This window comes from Streptomyces sp. NPDC104106, assembly GCF_055584345.1.
In genome coordinates, this window is sequence record NZ_JBVJMF010000003.1 from 674,269 (window position 1) to 699,701 (window position 25,433).

General features: G+C 71.3%; 15 protein-coding genes and 5 pseudogenes. 9 read left to right on the top strand and 11 right to left on the bottom strand.

Annotation, left to right across the window (positions count from 1 at the left end; genetic code table 11):
* Positions 1-672 precede the first annotated feature (672 nt).
* Positions 673-1,419, top strand: a complete 747-nt coding sequence (locus ACZ60X_RS10500) for a polysaccharide deacetylase family protein (RefSeq protein WP_469595881.1) — start codon at positions 673-675, stop codon at positions 1,417-1,419.
* A 728-nt stretch (positions 1,420-2,147) separates the two neighbouring features.
* On the opposite strand, the gene ACZ60X_RS10505 is transcribed toward ACZ60X_RS10500, so the two are convergent.
* The gene (locus ACZ60X_RS10505) at positions 2,148-3,131 is read right to left on the bottom strand and encodes an aldo/keto reductase (protein ID WP_469595885.1); all 984 of its coding nucleotides are present in this window, start codon (positions 3,129-3,131) and stop codon (positions 2,148-2,150) included.
* Between the two features lie 167 nt (positions 3,132-3,298).
* A pseudogene (locus tag ACZ60X_RS10510) lies at positions 3,299-4,147 on the bottom strand (SDR family oxidoreductase); the annotation flags it as partial.
* Positions 4,148-4,278: 131 nt separating this feature from the next.
* Here ACZ60X_RS10510 and ACZ60X_RS10515 point away from each other — a divergent pair.
* Complete coding sequence (locus tag ACZ60X_RS10515) at positions 4,279-4,869, top strand: TetR/AcrR family transcriptional regulator (protein ID WP_469595887.1); 591 nt, start codon at positions 4,279-4,281, stop codon at positions 4,867-4,869.
* 297 nt (positions 4,870-5,166) lie between these two features.
* Here ACZ60X_RS10515 and ACZ60X_RS10520 read toward each other — a convergent pair.
* Together ACZ60X_RS10520 and ACZ60X_RS10525 are read right to left on the bottom strand one after the other, a co-directional pair.
* A pseudogene (locus tag ACZ60X_RS10520) lies at positions 5,167-5,424 on the bottom strand (transposase); the annotation flags it as partial.
* A gap of 57 nt (positions 5,425-5,481) precedes the next feature.
* Positions 5,482-5,667: a hypothetical protein gene (locus tag ACZ60X_RS10525; RefSeq protein ID WP_469595889.1), complete on the bottom strand. Its 186-nt coding sequence runs from the start codon at positions 5,665-5,667 to the stop codon at positions 5,482-5,484.
* 55 nt (positions 5,668-5,722) lie between these two features.
* On the opposite strand from ACZ60X_RS10525, the pseudogene ACZ60X_RS10530 reads away from it, so the two are divergent.
* Positions 5,723-5,932: pseudogene (locus tag ACZ60X_RS10530) on the top strand (IMP dehydrogenase); the annotation flags it as partial.
* Positions 5,933-6,278: 346 nt separating this feature from the next.
* Here the strand turns inward: ACZ60X_RS10530 and ACZ60X_RS10535 are convergent.
* A complete protein-coding gene (locus ACZ60X_RS10535) occupies positions 6,279-6,932 on the bottom strand; it encodes a polysaccharide deacetylase family protein (protein WP_469595891.1) in 654 nt (217 codons plus the stop codon).
* 605 nt (positions 6,933-7,537) lie between these two features.
* Here ACZ60X_RS10535 and ACZ60X_RS10540 point away from each other — a divergent pair.
* The 3 genes and pseudogenes from ACZ60X_RS10540 to ACZ60X_RS10550 form a co-directional block, all read left to right on the top strand.
* Positions 7,538-8,020 (top strand): annotated as a pseudogene (locus ACZ60X_RS10540) (MFS transporter); the annotation flags it as partial.
* A gap of 838 nt (positions 8,021-8,858) precedes the next feature.
* Positions 8,859-9,434 carry a hypothetical protein gene (locus ACZ60X_RS10545; RefSeq protein ID WP_469595894.1) on the top strand — a complete coding sequence of 192 codons (576 nt, stop codon included), beginning with the start codon at positions 8,859-8,861 and terminating at the stop codon, positions 9,432-9,434.
* A gap of 307 nt (positions 9,435-9,741) precedes the next feature.
* Positions 9,742-10,668, top strand: coding sequence for a glycosyl hydrolase family 18 protein (locus ACZ60X_RS10550; RefSeq protein WP_469595896.1), 927 nt, complete (start codon positions 9,742-9,744; stop codon positions 10,666-10,668).
* A 382-nt stretch (positions 10,669-11,050) separates the two neighbouring features.
* On the opposite strand, the gene ACZ60X_RS10555 is transcribed toward ACZ60X_RS10550, so the two are convergent.
* The 3 genes from ACZ60X_RS10555 to ACZ60X_RS10565 form a co-directional block, all read right to left on the bottom strand.
* Positions 11,051-11,713 (bottom strand): zinc ribbon domain-containing protein, encoded by a 663-nt coding sequence (locus ACZ60X_RS10555; protein WP_469595898.1) that lies wholly within the window; start codon positions 11,711-11,713, stop codon positions 11,051-11,053.
* Between the two features lie 596 nt (positions 11,714-12,309).
* Positions 12,310-12,573, bottom strand: coding sequence for a GlsB/YeaQ/YmgE family stress response membrane protein (locus tag ACZ60X_RS10560; RefSeq protein WP_469595902.1), 264 nt, complete (start codon positions 12,571-12,573; stop codon positions 12,310-12,312).
* A gap of 468 nt (positions 12,574-13,041) precedes the next feature.
* Complete coding sequence (locus ACZ60X_RS10565) at positions 13,042-15,843, bottom strand: SpoIIE family protein phosphatase (RefSeq protein WP_469595905.1); 2,802 nt, start codon at positions 15,841-15,843, stop codon at positions 13,042-13,044.
* 672 nt (positions 15,844-16,515) lie between these two features.
* Between ACZ60X_RS10565 and ACZ60X_RS10570 the strand changes: the two genes are divergently transcribed.
* Complete coding sequence (locus ACZ60X_RS10570; RefSeq protein ID WP_469595907.1) at positions 16,516-16,905, top strand: glycoside hydrolase; 390 nt, start codon at positions 16,516-16,518, stop codon at positions 16,903-16,905.
* Positions 16,906-17,229: 324 nt separating this feature from the next.
* Here ACZ60X_RS10570 and ACZ60X_RS10575 read toward each other — a convergent pair whose 3' ends face one another.
* Entirely contained in the window at positions 17,230-18,327 is a 1,098-nt protein-coding gene (locus ACZ60X_RS10575; RefSeq protein ID WP_469595910.1) for a PP2C family protein-serine/threonine phosphatase, read from the bottom strand.
* A gap of 496 nt (positions 18,328-18,823) precedes the next feature.
* Here ACZ60X_RS10575 and ACZ60X_RS10580 point away from each other — a divergent pair.
* A pseudogene (locus ACZ60X_RS10580) lies at positions 18,824-19,481 on the top strand (4'-phosphopantetheinyl transferase family protein); the annotation flags it as partial.
* Positions 19,482-19,552: 71 nt separating this feature from the next.
* Here ACZ60X_RS10580 and ACZ60X_RS10585 read toward each other — a convergent pair.
* Positions 19,553-20,338 (bottom strand): pentapeptide repeat-containing protein, encoded by a 786-nt coding sequence (locus ACZ60X_RS10585; RefSeq protein WP_469596014.1) that lies wholly within the window; start codon positions 20,336-20,338, stop codon positions 19,553-19,555.
* 1,458 nt (positions 20,339-21,796) lie between these two features.
* Between ACZ60X_RS10585 and ACZ60X_RS10590 the strand changes: the two genes are divergently transcribed.
* Complete coding sequence (locus ACZ60X_RS10590; protein ID WP_469595912.1) at positions 21,797-23,233, top strand: serine hydrolase domain-containing protein; 1,437 nt, start codon at positions 21,797-21,799, stop codon at positions 23,231-23,233.
* An 822-nt stretch (positions 23,234-24,055) separates the two neighbouring features.
* Here the strand turns inward: ACZ60X_RS10590 and ACZ60X_RS10595 are convergent.
* Positions 24,056-25,159 carry an FUSC family protein gene (locus tag ACZ60X_RS10595; protein ID WP_469595915.1) on the bottom strand — a complete coding sequence of 368 codons (1,104 nt, stop codon included), beginning with the start codon at positions 25,157-25,159 and terminating at the stop codon, positions 24,056-24,058.
* Between the last annotated feature and the right edge of the window lie 274 nt (positions 25,160-25,433).

Here is a 25,433-nt window from a genome sequence, read left to right on the forward strand (position 1 = left end):
TCTCCGACGGACTGGACTCCGCGCCGGCACGGGCGTTCCGTCCCGTCCCTTGGTCGGTATCTCCCAGTGCCCCGTCGAGCGCTCTGTGAAGGGCCGGATCCGCCGGCCTCGCGCTGACCGTGCCCAGCGCGAGGCCGAAGTCGTACGGGCCCGTTGGCAGCCCAGTGGCCGCGAACAGGCACATCCGCCAGGCCAGCCGCCATGACCACTGGCCTCGGTATCGAGACTCGCGCCCTTTTCGGCTTCACCGCCGCGCCCGGCTTGTCGCGGTCCAGCGGATGTTGAGGATCAGGTGGGCCTCGGTGGGTTCAGGGATCGCTCGACGGTGATCCACAGGTCGACGGCTACGGGGCTGCTCTACGCCGCCGTCGCCCGGCCCGTGCCGGATTGGACGCGCGAGATCTTCGGGGTCTGGACGTGCTGCCCGACCGCACCCGGAGACGTTCGCGGCCGAGCGGAATGCGCGAGTGAGGGTCGGGGTCGGGCCCAAGGTCGCGGAAAGGGGCCGTGGCAACGGGGGAATGAATGTGAGGTGGCTCACAAATAGGCATGTTTGTGATAAAGGGCGCAAATGTCCTTGATTGCTTTATATCGGTCGGACATTCGGTCATCGTCGTGTGGGACCCGACATCGCCATCCCGGAATGGCGGACGATGCCAGGAGTAGTACTGCATGCCGAAACCGAACTCTGTCCGTCCCCTGTTGCGCCGCGCGGCCGTCGGCTGCACGGTTGCCCTCTCGCTCGCCCTTGCCGGTATGGGTACGAGCGCAAGCGCCGCATCTGGTACCGGTGCGCAGGCCACCAAGGCTCACGCCCCAAGCTCCTCGATCGCCTACCGCACGGCGACCGACGGCCGCACCGTGGCACTCACCTTCGACGACGGCCCGGGCCCGGCCACCGGTCAGATCCTGGACGTGCTTGCGCACTACCATGTCAAGGCGACCTTCTGCCAGATCGGCACGCAGGCCGCTGCAGACCCTGCCATGGTCAAGCGCATCATCGCAGGCGGTCACCGGCTGTGCGACCACACCGTGCACCACCCCCAGCCGATGCGCACCCTCCCGCATGGGAAACAGGTCTACGAGATCACCGCGGCCAAGGAGATGATCGTCAAGGCTGGCGGCCCGAACACCCGCGTCACATGGTTCCGCGCGCCCGGTGGCGACTTCAGCCCAGACAACCGCCAGATAGCCGTGCAAGCCGGTCTGCGCCCGCTCGGCTGGACCGTCGACACCCGGGACTGGGCGCGCCCCGGCACCGCCTCGATCCTCGCCACCGCGAAACAGGAGCTGCGTCCCGGCGGCATCGTCCTCATGCACGACGGCGGCGGCGACCGCAGCCAGACCGTAGCTGCCCTGCGCCAATTGCTGCCATGGCTGAGCCAGCAGGGCTACAAATTCGCCTTCCCGGCAGGCTGACGGGGCGGCAGTGCCCGACCACGCCATCGCTCCGGCCGTCCGGGTCCGGCTGCGCGGGGCTGGTCCGCGCGTCGCCAGGCCATTGACGACCTCGCCGCGGCCACGCACGGGCTCGGGGAGCTGAGCCCCCCGAGGTCGGGCCGGGCTACCTGTCCGACGCAGACGCGGCCGACGTCTGGCGCGGTTGGGCGAGGCGATGGGCAAGGACCTCGACCAGGATCTCGCTGCCGAGCGCCGCGCCGCTGTCCGGTGACGGCCGAGCCCCGTACGGCACGACTCTGTGCTCCGTGCACGGCATCACGTAGATCAGCGGGGCGAGCTGTTCGCCTCCCTCAGCCTTTGCCGGCCGGGCCTGCTGCCCCGGGCCGAGGCGGCGTACCTCGTCTCGGTCCGGGGGCGTCGAATGCTTCCGCGGTCGCCTCCGGGCGGCGGACTGTGGCGAGGGCAGTCGCGCCGGCGCCCCCCAGGTGAGTGTGCTCTCCGGCTCCGTTCCGCAGGCGGCGCCGTCATGACAGGGAGCCTTCCGGTGAGGGCGGGGCCGGTCAGGACCTCGGCCGCGGTACTGCCCGCCCCGAAGCCGAAGCCGAAGCCGAAGCCGATGGGCCGCTGCGCTGTTGTGATCGCCATTGCTTGCGCGCGGAGCGGTGTGGCGGCGTCGGCGGAGCGAGCCGCTGGGACGCCGCACGGCTGGGGGCATCCCAGCGGTCTTTCCCGGCACGCCCTGGGGGTCAGCCGTTGAGGTTCTGCATCAGCTCGGGGGCGTAGCGGTCGCCGGAGACGATGCCGCGCGGTGCGACGGCTTCGATGGCGGCCAAGTCCTCATCGGTGATCGTCACGGTGGCGGCGGCGACGTTCTCCTCCAGGTAGCGGCGGCGCTTGGTACCGGGGATGGCGACCGCGCCCTGGTGCAGCACCCAGGCGAGAGCCAGCTGGGACGGCGAGATCCGCTTGGCGGCGGCGATGCGGCGGACCTCGTCGACCACGGCCAGGTTGCGGGCGAAGTTCTCGCCCTTGAAGCGCGGGTCCGTGCGGCGGAAGTCGTCGGCGGCGAAGTCGTCCGGGCTGGTGATCGCACCGGACAGGAACCCGCGTCCGAGCGGCGAGTAGGCGACCAGGCCGATCCCGAGCCCGTTCAGGGTGGCCATGACCCCGTCGTCCTCGATGCCGCGCTCGAAGAGCGAGTACTCGGTCTGGACCGCCGTGATCGGGTGGACGGAGTGGGCGCGGCGGATGGTCTGCGGGGCGACCTCGGACAGGCCGATGTAGCGGACCTTGCCGGCGGCCACCAGCTCACCCATGGCGCCGACGGTCTCCTCGATGGGTACCTGCGGGTCGACCCGGTGCAGGTAGTAGAGGTCGACATGGTCGGTGTCCAGGTGGCGCAGGGAGCGGTCCAGGGACCGCCGGATGTACTCGGGGCGCCCGTTGTGGCCGACGAGCGTGCCGTCGTCGGTGAACTCGATCCCCGTCTTGGTGGCGACGACGGCCCGCTCGCGGCGACCGGCGAGGGCCTTGCCGAGGAGCTGCTCGTTGATGAACGGGCCGTAGCTCTCGGCGGTGTCCAACAGGGTCACGCCCAGTTCCAGGGCGCGGTCGATGGTGGCGAGGGATTCGGCCTCGTCGGTGCTGCCGTAGAAGGCGCTCATGCCCATGCAGCCGAGTCCTTCGGCGGAGACGGTCAGGCCCTGGCTGCCGAGGGTGCGGAGTTCCATGGTGATCTTCCTTGCTTGCGGGTCGTCCCGCGGTGTGTGACTGGTCGGTTGTGCGTCCGGTGCGTGCGCCCCTCGGCGCGGACCGTGAGCGGCCGGTCGTCGGCGGGCGGGGGTGCTGTGGGGCTGCCGCGCCCGGTCGGCAGCGCACCCACCGGGACGCGGGGCGGTCAGCGCACCCAGGCACCGGTGAGGGCCTGGACGGAGGAGCCGTCGAGGTCGGCGAGGGTGGTTGCGACGAAGTCGCGGGCCCACTGCGAGGTCTGGACGCGGAAGGGCGGGCGGCCCACGGTCAGGGCGTCGACGATCGGGGCGGCTGCCTCGGCCGGGGTCTGGGCGTCGACGTACGACTGCCGGGTGCGGGTGAGGTATGCCTCGAGTGCCGGGCTGTAGGGCCCGGCGGAGGCGAGCAGCGTCGGGACGTCCAAGCCGAGATTGGCGACGAACTCGCTCGCCACCGCACCCGGCTCGATCACGGTGACATCGACGCCGACGGTGGTGGCGACCGGCGCGAGGGACTGCATGAAGCCCTCGACGGCGAACTTGGCCGCGCAGTACGCCTCGTTGAAGGGCTGGCCGACGACGCCGCCGACGCTGGTGACAGTGATCACCCGGCCCTTCGACGCACGCAGGTGCGGCAGGGCGGCCCGGGTGACCGCCACCACGCCGAAGAAGTTGACCTCCATGGCCGCGCGGACGTCGTCGACGCTGGTCTGCTCGATGGTGCCGACCTGGGCGGCGCCGGCGTTGTTGACCAGCGCGTCCAGACGGCCGTGCTCGGCGACGACCTCGTCCAGGCAGGCGGTGATGCCGGCGGAGTCGGTCACGTCCAGGCGCTTGACCTGGATCCGGTCCGCGACACCCGCTTCGGCGGCGGCCTTGAGCAGGGCATCGGCCCTGCCGGTGTCGCGCATGGTGGCGATGGTCGTCCAGCCCGCCCGGGCGGCGCCGATGGCGGTGGCCAGGCCAATGCCGGAGGACGTACCGGTGATCAGTACCGTCTTCGGGGAGGTCATGAGGGTCTTCCTTGACTGTGGAGTACAGACGGGCCGAGACCCGTAACCGGGGAGTTCCCCGGTTACCTGCCGACGGTAATCGGGGAACTCCCCGGTTGTCCAGCTAGACTGGTCCCCTGACGAAGGGAGCAGCGTTGACCACCAAGCCGAGCGCGTTGCGTGCCGATGCCCGCCGCAACCGGGAGCGCATCCTCGAAGCGGCCGTGCGTGCCTTCTCCGAGAAGGGCCCGGACGTTGCGATCGACACGATCGCCAAGGCCGCGGGCGTCGGCTCGGCCACGCTCTACCGTCACTTCCCGACGAGGGAGGCGCTCATCGAGGCGGCCTACCGCAACGAGCTGGCCCGTGTCTGCGACAGCGCCGTGAAGCTGCTCGCCGACAACCCGCCCGACCGGGCGATCCGCCTGTGGATGGACGACTTCATCGACTACCTGGCTGCCAAGCAGGGCATGGCGGACGCCCTGCGGGCAGCGGTCGCATCCGGTGCGGACCCCTTCGCCGAGACCCTCGACAAGCTCGGCACCGCGCTCGGCACCCTGCTGCGCGCCGGCGCCGACGCCGGTCTCCTGCGCCCGGACATCGACCCCTTGGATGTCGGCTTCAGCCTGGCCGGTGTCGGGCTGATCACCAGCGCTCCCGACCAACGCGAACGGGCCGGCCGCCTCCTCGACCTGCTCCTCGACGGCCTCCGCTACGGAACGGACGGGCCGGCGTCCAGCTCGTGACCCGGATCGGGACGATGTCCTGCCACGGCACGTGAGGCGCCGGTCTCGATCGCTGTCGCCGTCGCCGCCGCGGTGGGCAACGGCACGTTGCGTGGTGATCGCTCACTCGGCGCGGTGCTGAAGGAGATCGGGAAGCGCGGGGAGTCACTCCGGGACGGTGTCGAGGCGGCGGCAGACCAGCGACCGGTGGCGGCATGGGCCGTGGCCGCGTCGGGGGTGAGCGTCCCGCTCGCCGTCCCGGGCGACGTACTCGGCGGTCCACCGACCTACCTGTGGGGGGTCCTGTGCCGTTCCTCTGGTTCCTTTCACCGACACGGTCCAGCCGATGTCTTCACCCTCGTCGGCTGCTGCCAGGACTGCGGCGAGGATCTGTCGACGGCCCACCTGATCAGCCGTTTGCGAGCTGTTGGGAACGAGCCGAACTCGTCCGGCAGGTCTCGCCAGGGCGAACAGGTTCGGCACTTCCCTGCGATGGCCTCGAGAGTGGGCGCTGGTCGGCCCACCGCCGGCCGCGGCCGGATCGGCTGGCATCAGCGGCTTGATCCGGTCCCACATGTGCCGTAGCGGTGGACGGCGACGGGCGGGAGGTGACCGGCCGAGCAGATCGAGAACCTAAGCGTGACGGGGGCGGGTTCGGCCCGCTTCGCCGTCGATCGTCTGCGGCTGCTTCTGGGTTTCGGCCCAGGTCGCCAACGGGGTGAGACCGTCAGCGCTGGGTGTACCGGGATCCGCGGTGTAGGTGGCGATGGAGACGTGCGGGTCGCCGGGCAGTGCGAAGTCGTCGTACGCGAGGTCCATCGTGCCGACGGCCGGGTGGTGTACGACCTTGCCTCCGCGCGAGTGGCGGCGCACGTTGCCGGGCGAGGAGCTGTTCTTCGCCGAGGTGCACCTGCACGGCGGCCCCGCCCTGGTGCGGTTCCTGCCCGAGCTGATCCAGCTCATCTGGGACCGCACGATCGACCCGGGCAAGGTCTTCGACCTCACCCTCCCACTCGATCAGGCCGCCGAGGGATTCAAGGCGATGGACGAGCGCCGCGCCATCAAGACCCTGCTCAAACCCTGACCCAAGCCGCATAGCCCGTGTCCAAGATTCCGGGTCAAGGCCCGGCGCCGACGTCCCCCACCTGCTGAGCGAAAGCGGCCGCAACGGGAATGTCGGCGGGCCGACCAGGCAGAAACCGCGTGGTGGCCTGAGGACCGGGAGACGGTTCACCGGGGCGCGCAACAGTGGGCCCCGCTCGGGGTGGGTGCGTAGCTGTGGGGTGCGGGTCACCTCATCCAGGTGCGGAACCGGGCTCCGGGGATGACGCGGAAGACGAAGGCGTGGCCACGCCCCGATCGTGCGTCCGAGGCACGGTCTCAAGGACCCCGAGGGCCGTCTTCACCGGACCGAGCGAGGCCAGTCACCCCTACGTCAGGGCCCTGTGCCAGGTCCGCGCCAGGCGCACCGGGGAGGTGAGCAGCGTGCGGAGGTCGATGACATGGTATCCGCGGGAGGTGACGGCATCGAGGATCCGCGGCAGGGCCTGAGCATCGATCACGTCGTTGCCGCCGTCCGAGGCGCCGACGTGCATCTGCACGACCGCGCCCGGGCGCAGGGCGTCCAGCGCCCGGCGCACCGCGCCGTCCACGGTCATGCCGCCCGCAGCGCCCATCCACCCGTTGGTGTCGGTGGTGAACTCGATGTCCGCGAATCCCAGCCCGTTGACCTCCCTGATCTGGGTAGGACTCGTCTCGCTGTAGGGAAACCGGAAGAACGGGGTCAGGGCCTTGCCTGCCCCTGCTGCGCGCAGGGCGCGGTCCGCCGTCTGGACCTCCCGCCTCCGTCCGGCGGCGGTCAGATCCTTGAAGTGAGGGTGGCTGTAGGAGTGGTTGCCCAGGCCGTGGCCCGCGGCCGCAATGTGCTTGACCACCCCGGGGTACCGGGCGGTGAAGTCGCCGGTCAGGAAGAACGTGGCGGGCGTGTGCCGGCGGGCGAGCTCACCGAGAACGCGGTCCAGTCCGGCATCGTTCCACGCCGCGTTGAAGGTCACCGCCACCACCGGCTCGCGCGTACGGATCACACGGTTCTCCGATCCGAACAGCGACAGCACACCTGTGCCGTCGCCTGCCGCGGCCGGGCGGGGCGATGCAGGCCGGGCCGCTACGGCCCGCGAGTTTGGCACCACGACTCCCGGGACGGCGAACAGCCCGGCCGTCAACGCAAACCGGCGGCGGGACACAAGACGGCATGCAGCGCTCACAGGACGTTCCATGCCGTCACCATCGGCCGACCCGTGCCAGTCCTTGAGACGTGCGTGCGGTCTTCGGCGGCGCCGCGCACAGGGACGTGAGGGCCGGGCGCCGCAGGAGGTGTTGGGCGGCCGTGCTGGTTCGTTTCTCCGGCGAAGTGCCGCCCACCCGTTCGAGTGATAGGCCTCGGCATGCCGTCGCAGGCAAGCGGCCCGCTCCCTCACAGAGCGGGATGACCCTGCTGATTTTCCTCCGGGTGACTTTGGTGATGTGCCGCCGGCTCAGATGCGGGAGGAGAGCGTGGGCTCCTTGCGCGGCACGCTGCTGCGAGTGGGGGCAGCGCTCGGCGCGGACGGGGAGCACTCGTGACACTGCCCTCCAAGGACGAGTACACCGATGAGGCTGTCCCGGCCGGTGGGTCACCCAGCAGGTGAGGATGCTGGCCGTGGGATCGCTGGGCAACCTCATCGAGTGGTACGAATTCGGCGTCTACGGCTACTTCGCCACCGCCATCGCCACCACCGTCTTCGCCCCGCACGGCGGTGGCCAGGTTGATGCGCTGGTCAAGACGTACGCGGCGTTCGCCCTGGCGTTCTTCTTCCGGCCGGTGGGCGTGCTGCTCCTCGGCCGGCTCGCCGACCGGTACGGACGACGGCAGGCGCTGATCTGCGCCGTCACGACGATGACCTGCGCGACGGCACTGATCGCCCTGGTGCCCACCTACGCGGGCGCGGGCGCGGTGGCGCCGTGGCTGCTGACCGTTCTGCGGATCGTGCAAGGGCTGTCGGCCGGGGGCGAGTTCGGCGGAGCGGCCGCGATGATGACCGAGTTCGCGCCGCCCGGCCGGCGAGGGCTGTACGGGGCGTGGCAGTCGTTCACGGTGGCGCTCGGGCTGCTCGCCGGCTGCGGCGCAGCGGCCCGATGCGGCCCTGGCGCATGGGCGCGGTGGTGCAGGTGACGCTGCCGGTGGATCCGATGGCGAGCAGGTGCGAGCGGTGGTGCGTCTTGGCGCTGGTGCCGTTCCCGGCCGATGGTGAACGTGCGCGGCTTCGCAGGCTTGACCCGGCGGCGGCGGTGGCTCTACAGTCACGCCGACCCGGTTAGGAAACTTTCCTAACCTACTGGTGCGGCAACCTCAACCTGCCCCCCACGACGAACCGAGGGTCCGATGAAGCGCCCAACTGCTCGGTGCTTACTTGCTTTTGCGTCCTGCGGAGCGTCAGCGAGCTCGGCGCCCGCGACCGTGAGAGCCAACGCACCGTCGACGCCGCAAGTGGGCCAGCAGACGGTCCCCGTGACGGGGGACCTGAGATCACCGGTGAGAACGAAGCGGCCGTGTGGACGGCAATCCGGGCCTGAGGCGCCGGCGAGGCCCAGTGGCCGGCGCAGTTCAGCACCGTCCGTCGGCAGCATATGCAACACCCCTGCTCGCCCGGCCGCGAGAACGACTGGCCGCAGCCGCTCGACCGGTCGCGGCCTCTGCCGGCCACTGGCCGATCAGGACAAGTGGGATCCGGCCGCCCCGCCCGCCGAGGGCGCCGACTTCGACATCACCATCGCTGACCCGCCCGACTGACCCGGCACGGCCACCAGTACGACACCGCGGCATGTCCGTGGCAGACCCACCTGTGACAACGGCAACGGCAGCTGCCTTCCCCTGCCCCCTCTTGCAGTGGCGAAGACGTCTTTCCGACAGGAGCCGTCCACCAAGGACTGCGAAGGACCGGAATCGACCCATCGACCAGTTGGGAGAACCCATGCGCCATAGCCTGACAACACCCGTGCTGATAGCGGCGAGTTGCCTCGCCCTCGCCCTCGCGGCGCCGTCAGCGTCGGCGGACAGCCACACCTCCGGCGCGCACGGCCCTTCCCGTACCGCGCGGCCCTCGGACGGTCAGACCATCAAGGTGAAGGTCACGTCGTACGGGTACAACGACAACGATGACGGCAACGGCAACTACGGGACCGCACAGATCTCCTACCCGCAGATACACAGTGAGGCGACCGAGGACCTCGGCACCTACGACCAACCCACGACCTTCGCCACGGACGCCGGCGAGTTCGCTCCCGGCACGCGCATCTACGTCCCGTTCCTCCAGAAGTACTTCATCATGGAGGACGGTTGCGCGGAGTGCAGCTCCGACTGGCAGAACGGCGTCCACCACGTCGACTTATGGATGGGGCCCGCGAGTTCGCAACCGGAGCCTGCCCTCGGTGACTGCGAAGGGTCGATCACTCAGGACTCCGACATCATCGTGAACCCGGAGCCCGGCCTGCCGGTCGACACCACCCCTATGTTCTCCGACGGACAGTGCACCGCCGTGCACCACTGAGCCGTCAGCGACCGGCCGTGCTCGCCGGCGATCGGTCGCCGTCGTACGCACGGCAGCACAGGGCCAGGACGCACGGTTCATCCCCCCGAGTGCCGACGCCGATTCGGCGGATGCCGCTCAGCGGGCGCTCTGGTCACCGGCCCGCGAATCAGGGTCACCCCAGGCACCCGTGCCCGACGACCGCCGCCCTTTGCGCCCAGGCCGCACCTGGGCGGCGACCAGACCCCCACACCTGCCGGAGGCAGTCATGAACTTCCGCATGCCCAGACGCGCCCTCGCCGCCGTAGTCCCCCTCACCGCCGCGGCCATGCTGGTCGGCTTCGGTGAGCCGGCCAACGCGGCGGCGTCCGGCCGGCCCGCGCACTTCGCGGCCCCCTACCTCCAGATCGGCCCTGGCACCGCCGGTGACATGGCCGACGACATGGCCGCCACCGGCCTGAAGCAGTACACGCTGGCATTCCTCATCCCGCAGGATGGCTGCACTGCCAAATGGGAATACAACGGCGACCCCGTCGGAGCGTTCAGTTCGGAAATCAACGCCCTCAGGGCCAATGGGGGAGATGTCATCATCTCCTTCGGCGGAGCCGCCGGCGGTGAACTCGCCCAGACCTGCACCTCCGTGTCCGACCTGACCGCCGCCTACGCCAACATCGTCAACACCTACGGCGTCACCCGGCTCGACTTCGACATCGAAGGCGCAACCCTCGACGACACCGCCGCCAACGTCCGCCGCAATCAGGCACTCGCCGCGCTTCAGGCGCAAAACCCATCAGTCCAGGTGGACTACACGCTCGCGGTCGCCCCCGACGGCCTCCCCTCCGCACAGACCGGAATCCTCCAGGACGCCAAGGACAGCGGGGTGAGCGTCAGTACCGTCAACCTCATGACCATGGACTTCGGCGACGGACACAACGCGCTCGCCGACGCGGAATCCGCCGCGCAGGCGGCCGCCGGTCAACTCGCCAACATCTATGGTGTCTCCAATTCCCAGGCCTACCAGATGATGGGCCTGACGCCGATCGCGGGCAAGAACGACGACGACGAAAACTTCTCCCAGTCCGACGCGGCCACACTGGAGAACTTCGCCGCCTCCAACGGCATCCAGGAACTCTCCTTCTGGGAAGTCGACGGATACGACAAGCCCACCGGGTACACCTACTCCAACACCTTCAACCAGATCAACACCACCCAGGCACGCGCGTCGAACACACGGCCGTCACGCACTGCGCACTGACACCGTCCGAGTGGAGGGGAGGGCATACCGAGCCCGCCTGATCCGCGCCGCCTTCCGTCCCTCCGTTGCGGAAGTGACGGAAGGCGGGCCGACCGCCGATACGGACCGGCGGCGGCGATCGACCGCAAACGGTTCCCGCTCCACACCGGTGACCGCTCGCGGTACCTGCCGCGGCAGTGCCGGCTGCACCATCGGTCCCCGCTGCCCTTCCCGCTCGCGCAGGTCCCGGACGAGGTTCCCGGCCTCTTCCGGCTGGACCGTACCGGTGGCCGGGAGCACGCCGTCAACAGCGCGGCGGAGAAGCAACCCCAGGCGGCCCGCGCCCGGGCACCAGGTGATCAGCCCGGCCACCGACAGGTGTCCGGGCGTCGTCCGCCGGCGGTCAGCGTCTGGTGCCGCAGGACGGGCAGAAGGCGGCGTCCGGCGGGAGGTCGCGGTGGCAGGCCGAGCAGTTCGCCGTCTGCGCGAGGCGGTGGCCGCAGCCGTGGCAGAAGGCGCCGCCGCGAGTCTCGGTACGGCAGTGGGGGCATACCAACTGGCGCGCAGCGGTGACGTCGTAGCCCGCGCCCTGCTGCTGGCCGGCGTCGTACGCCCGCTGGGCGACCATGTCGTTCAAGCCACGCTGCTGGGCTGCCTGCGCCTCCGCTGCGGTGTCCGGTGAGCAGGTCAGGCACAGTCCCTGCCCCGGGTTCCAGCAGCGGGCACAGACGTAGGAGGTGCAGCGCGGGCAGCGGTTGAAATGGCCCTGCGCGTGCTCGATGGCGCGGGTGAAGGCGGCGTCCCGCTGGCTGCCGAAACTCGCCCCTGCCAGGCCGTCCGCGGCGTTGGTCACGCTCTGGCCGGCACTGCCGCCGATGAGCGACCAGGCGGCGTTCACGCCTCGGGACAGCCAGCCTGCCATCTGTCCGGCCCGGAACGGTTCGAACGACGAACGCCAGGTGTCCGAGCAGCGCGAGCAGGAGAACTCGAACTGGAAACCCGCGCCGGTGCCCTGCTGGACGCACAGGTCACGGTAGTTGTTGCTGAAGTAGATCTCGGCGCCCATGGCCACCGTCCCCCAATGAAGTCGACCCCCGCGGGGAGTGTATAGCCGGTGGCCGGAACCGATCAGTGGGAGGGACCGGATTCGGGTGCGCCGTACCGACTTCGACCAGGGGTCCGGTGCCGCTCGGCAGGGTGGCCTTCTCGCCGCCCTTCGCCGTGGTGTCGCCGCCCCGGCCAGGGAGGCGTGGGGAGGCCATGAACGAGGCCGGACCACGTCGGAGGTCGTCCGGGTTCGCGGAACGGCGGTTCCCCAACTGCGGAGCCAGGCGCCTCGAAGCGGCCGAATCCCGGAAGGCGTGAATGGGGGAGGGGCAGCGTGCCCCGAGCCTGATGGTGCGGTCACGCTCACCCGGCCGTTCAGCGGACGACCGCGACGAAGACGAGCAGGTGTCATGGCGCGAAGACGCTCGCCACGCTCCGTGAGTGCGCGAAGGTGCTCGCCTGGTAGCCCGCCATGACGACGTTCCGGGCATTGCAGCCGACGGGGCAACGGCGGAGCGAGGGACACCGACGGGAGAGCCCGTCGTGGGACCGGTACCCGAAGGCCCGCTCACGCAGAAGGCGGCTGCCATGGGAGCCGCCTTCTCCGTACGGGTGTCAGCGCGAGCGTCCCGTCACCACGCGGTAGAGCAGCAGCACGATCACGGAGCCCACGATCGCGGCGATCCAGGTGGAGAGGCTGAAGAAGCCGTTGATCGAGTGGACGCCGAAGATCACCTTGCCCAGCCAGCCGCCGAGCAGCCCGCCCACGATGCCGATCAGCATCGTCACCAGGCAGCCGCCGGGGTCCTTGCCGGGGGTCAGCGCCTTCGCGATGGCGCCCGCGATGAGGCCGATCAGGATCCAGGCGATGAGGCCCACGAGAGTGTCCCTTCCGTTTCGTTGTGGTGACGTCGGCAACCCCGCAGCGGGGCCCCGACTCACTTCCGTATTCCGCTGACGCAGCGGTGTATGCGGGATCCGAGGCGGACGGCTTCGAGGGACCCGAATCATGGAGTCGAACAGCACGACCCGGTAGTCCGGCCAGGGCGGCCGCCGCAGCGAGCTGGCGCCGCTCCGTCCCGCCGGTACGGCGCCTACGGCCCGATCCGCGCCCGAAACCGGCCGCCACACGCCGGAACTCCACTGGGCCGGATCCTGACGGCGCGTGGATCGCCCGGCCGACGTGCCGTGAAGCGTCACCCCTCGCCCGAGGACGCGATGTCAGGAACCGTGCGCCGGTGATTCGTGCGTTGCGGCTCCTCGATGTGGTCGGTCCTCGTCGGCCGGCGCACGGGTCAGGCGCCATCCACCGCGTACACACCCGGGACCGGGACCGGCCCCGCCGACTCACATGCCGGGGTCGTCGAACTGGTCGAGAAGGAAGTCGACCGGGGTGGGGCCGGTGGCGGCGGAGGCGGTGTCGTCGAGAACCTGTTCCGTCCAGATGACCTTGCCGCGGGTGGTGTACCGCGTTCCCCACCGCTGGGCGAACTGCGCGACCAGGAACAGCCCCCGTCCCCCTTCGTCCGTGGTCGCGGCCCGCCGAATGCGCGGTGAGGTGCCGCTGCCGTCCGACACCTCGCAGATCAGGCAGCGTGCGTGCAGCAGCCGTACCCGGACCGGCGGCGAGCCGTACCGGATCGCGTTCGTGACCAGTTCACTGACGATCAGCTCCGTGGTGAATCCGGTCTCCTCCAGCCCCCACTCCCGCAACGTCGCGCGGCACCGCGCCCGCGCCGAGGGAACCACCGCCGGGTCCGACGGCACGTCCCACTCGGCCACGCGCGACGGCGGGAACATCCGGGTACGCGCCGCCAGCAGCGCGATGTCGTCGCAGGAGCGCGACGGCGTCAGCGCGTCGATCACCGCCTGGCACGTCTCCTGCGGACCGCGGCCGGCGGATCCGTCCAGCGTCCGGCGCAGCCTCTCCATCCCCGCCTCGATGCCGTGGGCGCGGTCCTCCACCAGGCCGTCGGTGTACAACACCAGTTGTGAACCCTGCGGCAGCGACAGTTCGGCGGTCTCGAACGGGGAGCCGCCCAGGCCCAGCGGTGCCGAGGCGGGCACGTCGGCGCACGTGACCGTGCCGTCCGGGCGCACCACCACCGGTTCCGGGTGGCCCGCGCGGGCCATCGTACAGACACCCGTCACCGGGTCGTAGACCGCGTACAGACAGGTCGCCCCGGTGACCCCTTCCCCCTCGTGGCCCGTCTCCGTACCGGCCGCGTTCTCCTCGTCGTCCATGCGGACCACGAGGTCGTCCAGGTTCCCGAGCACCTCGTCGACCGGCAGGTCAAGGGTGGCGAAGTTGTGCACCGCGGTGCGCAGCCGGCCCATCGTCGCCGCCGCGTGCAGCCCGTGGCCGACGACGTCGCCCATCACCAGGGCCACCCGGGCGCCCGGAAGCGGGATGACGTCGAACCAGTCCCCGGCCACGCCGGCCTCCGCGGGCAGGTACCGCCAGGCCACCTCCAGCGCGTCCTGCTCCGGCTGCGCCCGCGGCAGCAGGCTGCGCTGCAAGGTCACCGCCATCGCGTGCTCCCGGGTGAACCTCCGGGCGTTGTCCAGGGCCACCGCCGCCCGCGCGGCCAGTTCCTCCGCGAAGGCGAGGTCCTCCGGGTCGAACGCAGGGGAGTCAGCCGTCCGGTAGAAGTTCGCCACGCCCAGCGATACGTCGCGCGCCCGCAGCGGCACGGTCACCAGCGAACGCAGCCCGCGCTCCAAGGACGTGCGGGCGCGTTCCGGATCCTGTTCCCGCCAGCCGTGCGCCTGCCGTAGATCCGCCTCCAGCAGGCCCCGCCCCTCCTGCAGCGTCCGCATCTGCGGGGCACGGGCCGAGAACGCGATCACTTCGCCCAGCGGATACACGGGCGCCAGCCGCTCCTCGCCGCCGATCGCCGCCCGGCGCAGATGCCGCCAGCCCTCCGCCGTCGGTTCCCATCCCCGCAGCACCGCCTCGAGCAGGTCCACCGTGACCAGGTCGGCGAACTGCGGCGCCGCCACGTCGGCCAGTTCCTGGGCCGTACGCCCCACGTCCAGCGTCGTCCCGATGCCCACCCCGGCTTCGTACAGCAACTTCAGCCGCTCCCGCGCGACCTCGGCCCGCCCCGACACCGCCGCCAGCTCTGTGGTGTCCCGCAGGGTCACCACGCTGCCGCCCTGGTCGGCGTGGGGGTACGTCGGCCGCTTGTTCACCGCCAGCAACCGGTCACCGACGCGATGCACCTCGTCGGTGACCGCCTCGGGCGAGGCCAGCAGACGCGTGACCGGCTCCGGCAGCCCCAGCTCCCGCACCTCCCGCCCCCGCGCGTCCGCCGGCAGTCCGAGCAGCCGCCTCGCCTCGTCGTTGGCCAGCAGCAGTCGTCCGTCGGCGCGGGTGATCAGCACTCCTTCCCGCACCGCGTGCAGGACCGCCTCGTGGTGCTCGTACTGCTGCGCCAGCTCCACCGGGGCCAGGCCGTGCGTCTGCCGGCGCAGCCGCCGGGACACCAGCCTCGTCCCCGTCGTGGCCAGCGCCAGCGCGGCCGCCCCGCTGCCGACGATGATCGGCAGCTGGGGCATCCACAAGGCGGCCACGTTCCTGACAGTGATTCCGGCCGACACCAGGCCGACCACGGTGCCGCGCGCGTCGGTCACCGGGACGACCGCCTGCACGGCCGTCCCCCTGCCGGCGGGCAGGGGCGGACCACCGGCCTGCTCGACGACGGTACGGCCCTGCAACGCCGGTGCGATGGTGCCGACGAACTTCTTCCCGATCTCCCGCGGGTAGGGGTACGTGTAACGAATCCCCTGCGTGTTCATGACGACGACGAAGTCGACGCCCGCGCGCTTGCGTGCCTCCTCGGCCCGGGGCTGGAGCAGCGCCACCGGATCACGGCTGCGCAGCGCCGCTGCCGTGCCCGGCGCACTCGCGAACGACTGGGCCGCGACAACCGACTCACGACGCCCCCGCTGCACCGCGTCACGGGCCGTCTGGACCACCATGGCCGCCACGGCGGCCAGAACCAGCAGGACCACGATGAGGACCTGCAGGAGGAACACCTGACCGGCCGTGCTGTGCAGGTCCAGCAGGCGAGCCCGCCGCAGGCGCGCGCGTCCGGCGGGCGGATGACGTTCCGGGCTCCGAGGGCGCCCGGAAAATACCTCCATACTCCCTTGATAGCACCGCTGCGTTCTCACATCTCTCTCCCGGTACGACCGCCGCGTTCGACACGGGCACGGGCGAGCACCGGCGCATCGAGGTGCACGGACACCAGCTCTCCGTGCCGGTCGACGGGGGGCCGCGCCGTGGGCGCCTGGCTGTCACCGTGCACTCCGCCCGGCACACCAGCCTGACGGGGCCGGTCGCCGGCACCGACCGGACCACACCGGAGCTGCAGGTACCCCGCGGCCTGTCCGTTCCTGTCGCCGGCCGCTGCTGGAACTCCGCATCGGAGGGCCCGGCCGGAACCGAGGCCGGCATCGGGGCCGACGTGGCCGGGGGCCAGGCCATGCCCTTCCCGGGGACAACTTCGTCGGGCGGCACGGAACCGGCTACATAGACCCGTCGGACATCGGCACGACCCCCAGTTCGGCTCCGACCACGGCCGCCCGCACACGGAGGCCGGCCCGCGTTCTCCGCGCGGCAGGGCACGGCGGACTACACGGTGACCGTCGCGCTCACCGACGGTTCCCCCGTGACCGCGGCCCGCGACAACCGTGCCTGGCCGGAGGACCACGGCGGCATCACCACCCTGAGTCGGAAGAGCGCCCCCGATCCCGAGGCGGCCAGGCTGGTGGGCCCCCGCCACGCCTACACCTGGGCGCGCATCGCCGAAAGGCGTGCTCCGTCTGAGGAAGCCGGGCATCGACCGCATGCGGCTGGGCCACGACGCCGACGGCAGTTCCATGAGCCGGCGGGCCACGCGCCTCGCGCAGCAGGCCGGCCACCTCGTCGGGCCGTACGACTCATGGCCCAACACACGAGATCCGGCCTCGCCCGACAGCCCGGTGTCCCCAGACCCAGCCTCCACAGACCCCGCCCCGGCGGCAGGACGCCTGCCTCCGCAAGGCGACGGCACCGTCCTCATCGGCTTCGGCAACCGCGGCTGCTACGCCGGCTCCGAAGCGCTCCGGCAGCGCCACCAGCTCTTTCCTGTACGCCGGCGCTGCCGGGACACCGTCCACCGCCCCCTCCCCGGTGCAGCCCTCCGGCTCCAGCGCATGGCCTGACTCTCCGGCAACCGCCCCGGCTGCGGAGCTGGAGACGGACCAGCAGACCGGAGCGGTTACGAACCCTCCGCCGCGTCGGCCATCTTCCGCGAACCCGTCCGCCTCCGGCCGACGCCGCGAAGGCGATGTACGCCCGGCAGATCGCAGAGCTGCGGCAGTGCTTCGAGCCCCGGCACAAGGCGTCGGCCACCGAGCCGATGACCGACCTCCGCGGGCTGACGGGTGGCTATCGCGTGCAGCGGACGGGGGCCGGCAGGGCGCACCGGTTGCGCCCGCAGGTCTGTGACGCGAGGAGGCGTGGACGCCGATGCCGGGGCGTCGGGGTCACTCCGAGGGTTCGCACAGGCGCACGGCGAGCGCGGCGATGTCGTCGTCGAGGCGTCCTCCGCTGTAGTGCAGGAGGTCGTGGTGAAGAGCCGTGAGCAGCTTGCGAGGAGGCGTGGGAGGCTGCTGGCGCATCCAGGCCGCCAGCGGGAAGAACTCGCCGTCGTGGGCGCGGGCCTCGGCGACCCCGTCGGTGTAGAGAAGCAGCAGGTCGCCGGGGGCGCAGTCGAAGGTGTCGACGGTGTACTGATCGCCGATGAGGTCCGCGAGGTTGAGCAGGGGCGAGGGGGTGGTGGGCTCGAGGGCACGCACTTCCCCGCGGTTCAGGAGCAGCGGCGGGGGGTGCCCGCAGTTGAGGATCCCGATGCGCCTGCCCTCGTGCGGGATCTCGACGAGGAGGGCCGTGGCGAAGCGCTCCATCGGCCCCTCAGGGGGAAAGGCGGCGTTGTACCGGGAGCTGCTGGCGTCCAGCCTGCGTGCGACGCTGACCATGTCGGCCTCGCCGTAGGCCGCCTCCCGGAAGGCGTTGACGATCGCCGCGGCCGCCCCCACCGCCGGCAGGCCCTTGCCCCGCACGTCACCGATGAGGAGCCTGACCCCGTATCGCGTGTCGACCACTTCGTAGAAGTCTCCGCCGATGCGGGCCTCCGCGGCTGCCGCGAGATACAGCGACTCGATCTCGACGCCGCCGAAGCGGCGCGGCATGGGACTCAGCACCACCTGCTGCGCCGCGTCGGCGACGAGCCGCACCTGGAAGAGGGTCCGCTCCCGCTGGAGCCGGACGTGACTTCCGTACGCGGCCGCCACCGTGACCGCGATGATCCCCGCGGCCGTCCACCACGTCCCCAGCCCGGGGAACACGAGGCTGAGGCCGATCATCAGGAAGAGGCAGACCGTCCCCAGCAGGACGGTGGGGAGCACCGGCCACATGGCGGCGGCGAGGGCCGGTGCCGCGGGCAGGAGGCGGCTGAAGGCCATCTGCGGGGGAGTGGCGTACGCCAGGCTTGCGATGACGACGGTCAGGATGACCGGCGACAGCCGCACGAAACTCCCCCGGCCAGGGCGACGACGGAGCCGCGGCCGTCCGAACTCGATCACGTTTTACAGGGTATCTACGCAATGGGGGCATAGCGCCCTGAGGGATCGCAGCCCGCCGCGCCCCCGGCCCGGCCGGCTACTCGGCGAGAGGGCGCCGCCGTAGCCGATGTCGACGGCTGCCCGCGCGAGGTGGCGACGGTGACGTGCTCGGCGGGCCGGTAGCTGGCGACATTGAGGAGGTCGATGCCGGAGTTCCGTTTGTGGGCCGTATGCACGCGCGGGGTGACCCGGCCCGAGGGGACGTCGATGACGGCCGTGGTCCTGCCCGGAGGGGGTGCGGGCGAGCCGGCCGCCGTCGCGCGAGCGCGGGTTACACCCGCGGTTGGGCGGGGCGGGTGAAGCATCCCTGGTCAAGTCGAGGCACCGCGGTGTTCTTCCCCATGCGGCCAGTCTCGGCAGGCGTACTCCACCATTCCCTCCGCCTGGTCCGACCGCGGCGGGCAGAGGGTGGTCAGGTGGCGGGAGGCGATGTGGTCGACGACGTGGTGCCGGCGAGTTGCTGGAGGGGCTGCTGCCCGAGGGCGTTGCCGTGTCCGAGCTGTTCGGCACCGTCGATGGGGTCGAGCTGTTCCCCCAGGAGGCCGAGGCCGTCGCCGGTGCGGTGGAGAAGCGGCGGCGGGAGTTCGGCACGGTCCGGCTGTGCGCGCCGGGCGCTGGCGCGGCTCGGTGTGGCGCCCGGGCCGCTCGCGCCCAGCGGGGGCGGCTCGGGCTGGGCCCGCCGGGCACCGCGCTGGCCCGAGGACGTCGTCGGCAGCATGACCCACTGCGCGGGGTACCACTCGGCCGCGGTCGCGCCGGTCACGTCCATCGCTGCCCTCGGCGTGGACGGGGAGCCCAATGATCCCGTTCCTGAGGGCGTGCGCGAGCTGATCACGTTGCCGGAGGAGCGGCCCGTACTCGCCCGGCTCGGTGCCGCCCACCCAGGCGTGCACTGGGACCGTCTGCTGTTCAGCGCGAAGGAGAGCGTCTACAAGGCGTGGTTCCCGCTGACCGGGCGGTGGCTGGACTTCGACCAGTGCGCGATCACGCCCGACCGGGACCACGGCACCTTCACCGCGGTCCTGAAGGTGCCCGGCCCGGTGGTGGGCGGGGTGCGCCTGGACCGCCTCGACGGGCGGTGGGGGGTCGGGCAAGCGCTGGTGGTGACCGTGGTGATCCCCGCACCGCCTCGACGGGCGGTGGGGGGTCGGGCAAGCGCTGGTGGTGACCGTGGTGATCCCCGCGCCTACCAGTGCGTGGGCCGGCTGAGCGCCGGGGGCAGTACGGTGGCCGCGTCGCCCCTGGCCGCGTTCAGCTGCGCCTGGGTGAGGAACAGCGCGCCGGTGAGGTCCGCGCCGCTCAGCTCGGCGTCCCGCAGGTCGGCCCCGATCAGGTCGGCGTCCCGCAGATCGGCTCCGCTGAGGTCGGCCGCGACGAGGAGGGCGCCGCGCAGGCTCGCCCCCCTGAGGTCGGCGCCGGACAGCTTCGCGCCCATCAGGTCGGCACCGCGGTGGTTCTTCTTACGGCCCGGGACCTGGGCCCGCGCCAGCTCGCTGGTCCGCAGCAGCAGCGTGTTGACCTCGCCGCGCAGGGCGTTCACGTCCAGCTCGGTGATCGACTCGGCGCTGCCGCGGGTCAGGCCGTCGATGTGGGCCCGCGCCTTCCGCAGCTCCTTGTGGACGGGGCGGGCCGGTGCGAGGTCGAGGGCCTCGGTGACGAACCAGAGCAGCTCGTGCAGCTGTCGCATGACGGGGAAGACCTGGAACATGGAGCGCGCCGTCTTCGGCGCCCGACGCCAGTCGGTGCCGCCGAAGGTGATCTGGGACACCTTCTGCCCGGCCCCGAAGCAGTCGAAGACCGTGCAGCCCGGGTAGCCCTTGTCGCGCAGCCGCGCGTGGATGCCGCAGCGGAAGTCCTGCTGGAGATTGGAGCACGGCTGGCCGGCGGCCTTGTTGACGGCGAAGTCCGCCGAGCGGGCGAAGGGCAGGGCCACGCAGCACAGGCCGAAGCAGTCGGCGCAGTCGGCCTGCAGATCCTTGCGGTCCTCGGAGGCCTTGCCGTTCTGGGGCGCCGTGTGGTCCTGGGAGGTCTTGCGGTCGTCCGTGGCTGGCCGGCGGTCCTGGTTCTTGGTGCCCGGCCGGTGCGTGCGGGTGGGCCGGCCGTTCCCGGCCTGCCGGCTGGTGCGGTCCTGGCCCGCAGTCCTAGTCCCCCACTCCCGGTCCTGGCCCGCGGTGCCGCGCTCCCGGTCCTTGCTCGGGGTACCGCTGTCGCGGCCCTGGCCGGCGGACGGACGCTTGCGGTCATCCGCCTGGGACGGGCGGCCCTGCCCACCGGCGACGGACGACCTTCGGTGTCCCCCGGCGGAGGAGGGCTGCTTGCGGACCTCGCCCGTGGAGGGGCGCTTGCGCCCCCCGGAGGAAGAGGGGGCTCCGTGCTGTGGCGACACCGTGCGTGCTCCTGTTGGGCGACGAGCACCGCGTACCGCGGCGCTGCGAGAACGGCTTCCATTCTCCCAGACGGTGCGCGGTGCCCGACCGAGCGACTGCCGGGCGGGGCCCTCCGGGTACCGGCGGCAGGTGCTGCGTTTTGTGGAGAAGCGGGAGGTGCGCGCGGCCGAAGCCCATGCGCTCGGGGAGCTTTGCTCTCGTCACGTGACGTCGACCTGGCCTGAGCCCCAGGAAGTGGCGAAGGCGGCGGTGGCGGCGTCGAGGTCGCGGTGGAAGCCGTTGACCAGACAGTGCAGGGCAGGCAGGTCGTCGGCCTTGACTTCGCGGACGTGCCGGACGGTGAGATCCAGGTGCGGACAGCCGGGTGACCCAGCGGACCATGCGCCGCGGCTTGCGGAGGGTTCTGACCGGGGCAGGGATGCGGATGGTGACTTCGGCAGCGGGCTGCGCGGTTTCCTGAACGGCCGGAGGTACCGGCGGACGCTCTGGACCTCGCCGGTGAATCCCTGGTCTTGGCTCTCGTGGTGGAGACGCGGGACCGCGTGGCAGCCCTCGCGTGGGCGTTGGTGGAGACATGGTGTGCAGGGGTCGAGATACGAGGCGCGGTTACAGTAGTGGCCTTGTCCAGCAGTTCCTCCAGACGTTGGACGCGGGCGAATCGGCGGATGGTGGAGTGTTTCAGCCGCAGTTCTCGCCGGATCGCGGCCAGTGACTTCCCCTCGGCCAGGCGCTGCTGGACAGCTTCGTAGAGTTCGGGGGCCAGGCCACCAGCCACCGGGACGGCCCAGGACGTCGAGCGTGCCATCGGGCGGGACGAGGTCAGGCTCGGGCACCAACGAGTCCGCGGGACCGGAGACGTTGGTGTCGGCTCCTGGAGCCGGAGGTCGGAGTGGGCGCGGCGTGGATGCAGGAGTGGTGGGCGCCGACGGTCTGCTCCACGGCTTCGGCGAGGTTGCGCCACAGACGCCAGCCGTCAGCAACCTGGAGGGGCGGCGGCCCGTGCACCCCTGGATCCGCGCCACACGGGCGGACAGGATGGCGGCATGAGCCCGAGTAACCTGCCCATCGGCACCCCGGCCGAGGAAGGCGTCGACGCCATCGGCGTGCACGCCTTCCTCGACGCCCTCGAAGCGGCCCCCGACATCGAGCCGCACAGCCTGATGCTCCTGCGGCACGACCGGCTCGTCGCCGCCGGCTGGTGGGCGCCGTACGCGCCCGAGCGCCGCCACCTGCTGTACTCACTCAGCAAGAGCTTCACCTCCACGGCCGCGGGCCTCGCCGCCGCCGAGGGGCTGCTACGCCTCGACGACCCGGTGATCTCGTACTTCCCCGAGTTCGCGGCAGACATCACCGACCCCCGCAGCCGAGCCCTGCGGGTACGGCACGTGGCCGCGATGGCGAGCGGGCACACGACCGACACCCTCGGCCAGGCCCGTGCGCTCGATCCCGACGACCTGCTCCGGGGATTCCTGTTGCTGCCCCCGGACCGCGAGCCGGGGACGGTGTTCGCCTACAACCAGCCCGCCACGTTCACGCTCGCCGCCATCGTGCAGCGGGTCACGGGGCAGCCGCTGACCGACTATCTACGGCCGAGGCTGCTGGAGCCGCTGGGCATCGGCGAGGTGGCGTGGCTGAGCGACCGCAGCGGTCGCGAGCTGGGCTTCAGCGGCCTGCACGCGACCACCGACGCCGTCGCCCGGCTCGGCCAGCTGTACCTGCGGGGTGGCGTGTGGCAGGGCAGGCAGCTGCTGCCGCGGGACTGGGTCGCCGACGCGACGCGCGCCCATGTCGCGACCGGCGACGATACGCCCGAGGCGGCGCGGTCGGACTGGCAGCAGGGCTACGGTCTGCAGTTCTGGATGTCCCGGCACGGCTACCGGGGCGACGGGGCGTACGGGCAGTTCTGCCTGGTGCTGCCCGAGCAGGACGCGGTGGTGGCGATGACGGCGCAGACCGTTCAGATGCAGGCCGTGCTGGACCTGGTCTGGGAGCACCTGCTGCCCGCCTTCGGTCCCCGGCCGCTGCCCGACAGCGCGGACACCGCCCTGGCCCAGCGGCTGGCACGGCTCGCCCTGCCACCCGCTGCGGGCAAACCCGCTCCCTCGGCGCGGTCCGGCGACTGGGACGGGGCTGTGTTCACGCCGTACGGCGGTGCCTGCGCGGACCAACCGGGACTGACCGCGGCCGAGGTGGCGGAGGGCCCGCAGGGCTGGACGGTCACACTCACGGAGGACAGCGACCGGCTCGAACTGCTCCTCGGTGACGACTGGACCGTCCGCGAGGAGCCCCTGCCCGCCGCCGTGAGCGGAGGCTGGACCGACGCGGACACCCTGGCCGTCGACGTGGGTTTCCTGGAGACGCCACACCACCTGCTGGTGACCTGTTCACTCAAAGACCGCAGCTTCTCGGCGTGCTGGCGAACGAGGCCTTTGCACGGGGGCCCGCTGCGTGCGATGCGAGCACCGGTGCGGTCGGACTGAGCCCGTCATGGGCATGCCCATAAACAGCGAGCCCGGCGTCTCGGCCCAGGCCGGGCTCTGCCCCGCTTGTGGCGGCTCGCCACCGTCGGCGCCCGGATTCCGTCCCGGCCACAACCGCCTCAAGCCACCGTGTACCGGTGGCCACTCTTGCCGTCATGCCTGTCACCGGCATGACCTGCACATCCCTGATGACCTCGCCCCCTCGAGCCGGGCGGCCGCCGCCGAGGCCGGTATGAGCGTCAACACGCACGTCGTGCGCCCCGTCCGCCGCGCTCGGTCTCGGCGACGACCTGGCGTGTGAGGAAAACACCCTGTGAAGCGGTGAGATCTGGGTTCTGACCGACGGCCCAACGTCCTGATCATCAGCCTCGTGATGGTCCTGCACAAGCACGGCCGGTACCCCGACACGGCCATGTCCGTGGTGATCGGAGACCCGATCCCGTGCACTGCGGTCGCCGTCAACATCACACAACTGCGCCTGACACGGTTCGAGGGAGCAAAGCGGGTGACAGGCCCAGCCAGCCCGGACCTGCTGCGTGGGAACCGGGGGCGCATCAGGGGCAGCGGAGCCGACGTCACCGCGGAGCACGTTCGGTCAGCTCCACACCTGAGGATCTGCTCGCGCGTCGGAGGCGTCCGAGTGGGTCAGGTCGGCTGAGTCCAGGACGGGATGTGAATCTTCGCCGGACTGTGTCTGGCGAGCGCCGCCATGACCGTCCTTCTCAAACTGCCCAAGGCGGAGGCCTCGACCACTCGAAGCGCCGCCGCTGCGCCAGCTCAAGAACACGACAGAAACGTTATGACTCCGGCCGCCTCAACCGATCACGGATGTGAGCTGACGAGCTGGTCGGCGAGACGGTGGGCCTGGGTCAGCAGGGCGCCGTACGTGGCCACTTCGTCGGGATCGTCCGGCCTGGAACGGGTCAGGTGGTGGCGCAGCGCGTCGAGCGTGGTGTGCAGCTCACGGACGGCCTGGAGCAGCTCCCTGTCGTTTTGATGGCCGAAGCGGCTGTGACTGTAGAGGTGGAGAGCGTGGGCGGTCTGGCGGAGAAAATCGGCGTAGTGACGGGCAAGCGCGGGGTGCGGCCGGGCGGCCGACCGGACCTCGGACGCAGCCTCCAGGACGGTGCGGGTGACCCCGGTGGTGTGGACAGCGGCGTAGTCCAAGATGAGCACCGCGTCGTCGTAGTCCTTGCCCGGAGCGGACTGTGCGCGGGTGCGGCGGCGGAGGTTGACGCGCAGGCTCTCCCGGCTGTGGCCGAGGGCGGCGCGGGCCTGGTCGACGCGGCGTTGCAGGCGCAAGGCGCGCTGATGCCAGGTTCCGGCCTCGTCGGCATCCCATCGGTTGTCGGCCAGCCCGTCGGCCACGGCCCGCAGGATGTCGTGTGCCTCGCGGGCGGCATCTTGCAGGGCGGCTCGGCTGTCCCGCAGGTAGACCGGAGGACGGATCAGCGCGTTCACGGCGATGCCGACCACGGCGCCGAAGACGGACTCTGTGATGCGGGCGGTGGCGGTGGAGATGCTGACGGGGCTGCTGGTGAGGACGAACAGGGCACCGGTGGCTGCGTAGATGCCCTGGCTGCCCAGCCGCTGCCACTGGCCCAGCAGCACCACCGTGGGCAGCACCAGCGCCATCGCCAGCATCGTGTCGTGCAGCAGCAGCGCGACCGCGGTGGCCACGATCGTGCCCGTGGCGATCGCCGCCAGCTGCTGCAGACCATGTGCGATGGACCGGTAGACGGTCGACTCCACCAGCACGACCGCCACCCACGGTGCGATGAACGCCATGGGCGCCTTGAGCCACCAGCCGGCCAATGCCCAGGCGATCCACGCCGCCAGCGCCGCCTTGCCCGCCTGTACGACCAGGTCCCGTTCCCGGCCCGGCCCCGCGCACGCCCGCTTCACCGCCTGACCGGCAGCCTGCATCTGGCGGCGCACCCTGTGCACCGCCGCCCGTATCCCCTGCATGGCATGCGAGTGCCACCCCTCGTGCCACGCATGCCGCCCGTGCCGGTCATCTCACCAAGCTCTCGCAAGTGAGCAGACAGCCGTCGCCGGGGTTTCACGTCTCAGCCAGCCGTAGAGACCGTATCGAGGCCTGGCTGCCGGGCCGGTCGCGTGTGGCTCGGCACACCCGGGGCTGTCACCTCCGGCTCGTTCACAGCAGGAGCCAGCTACGTGATCCGGTTGCTGGGTCGCC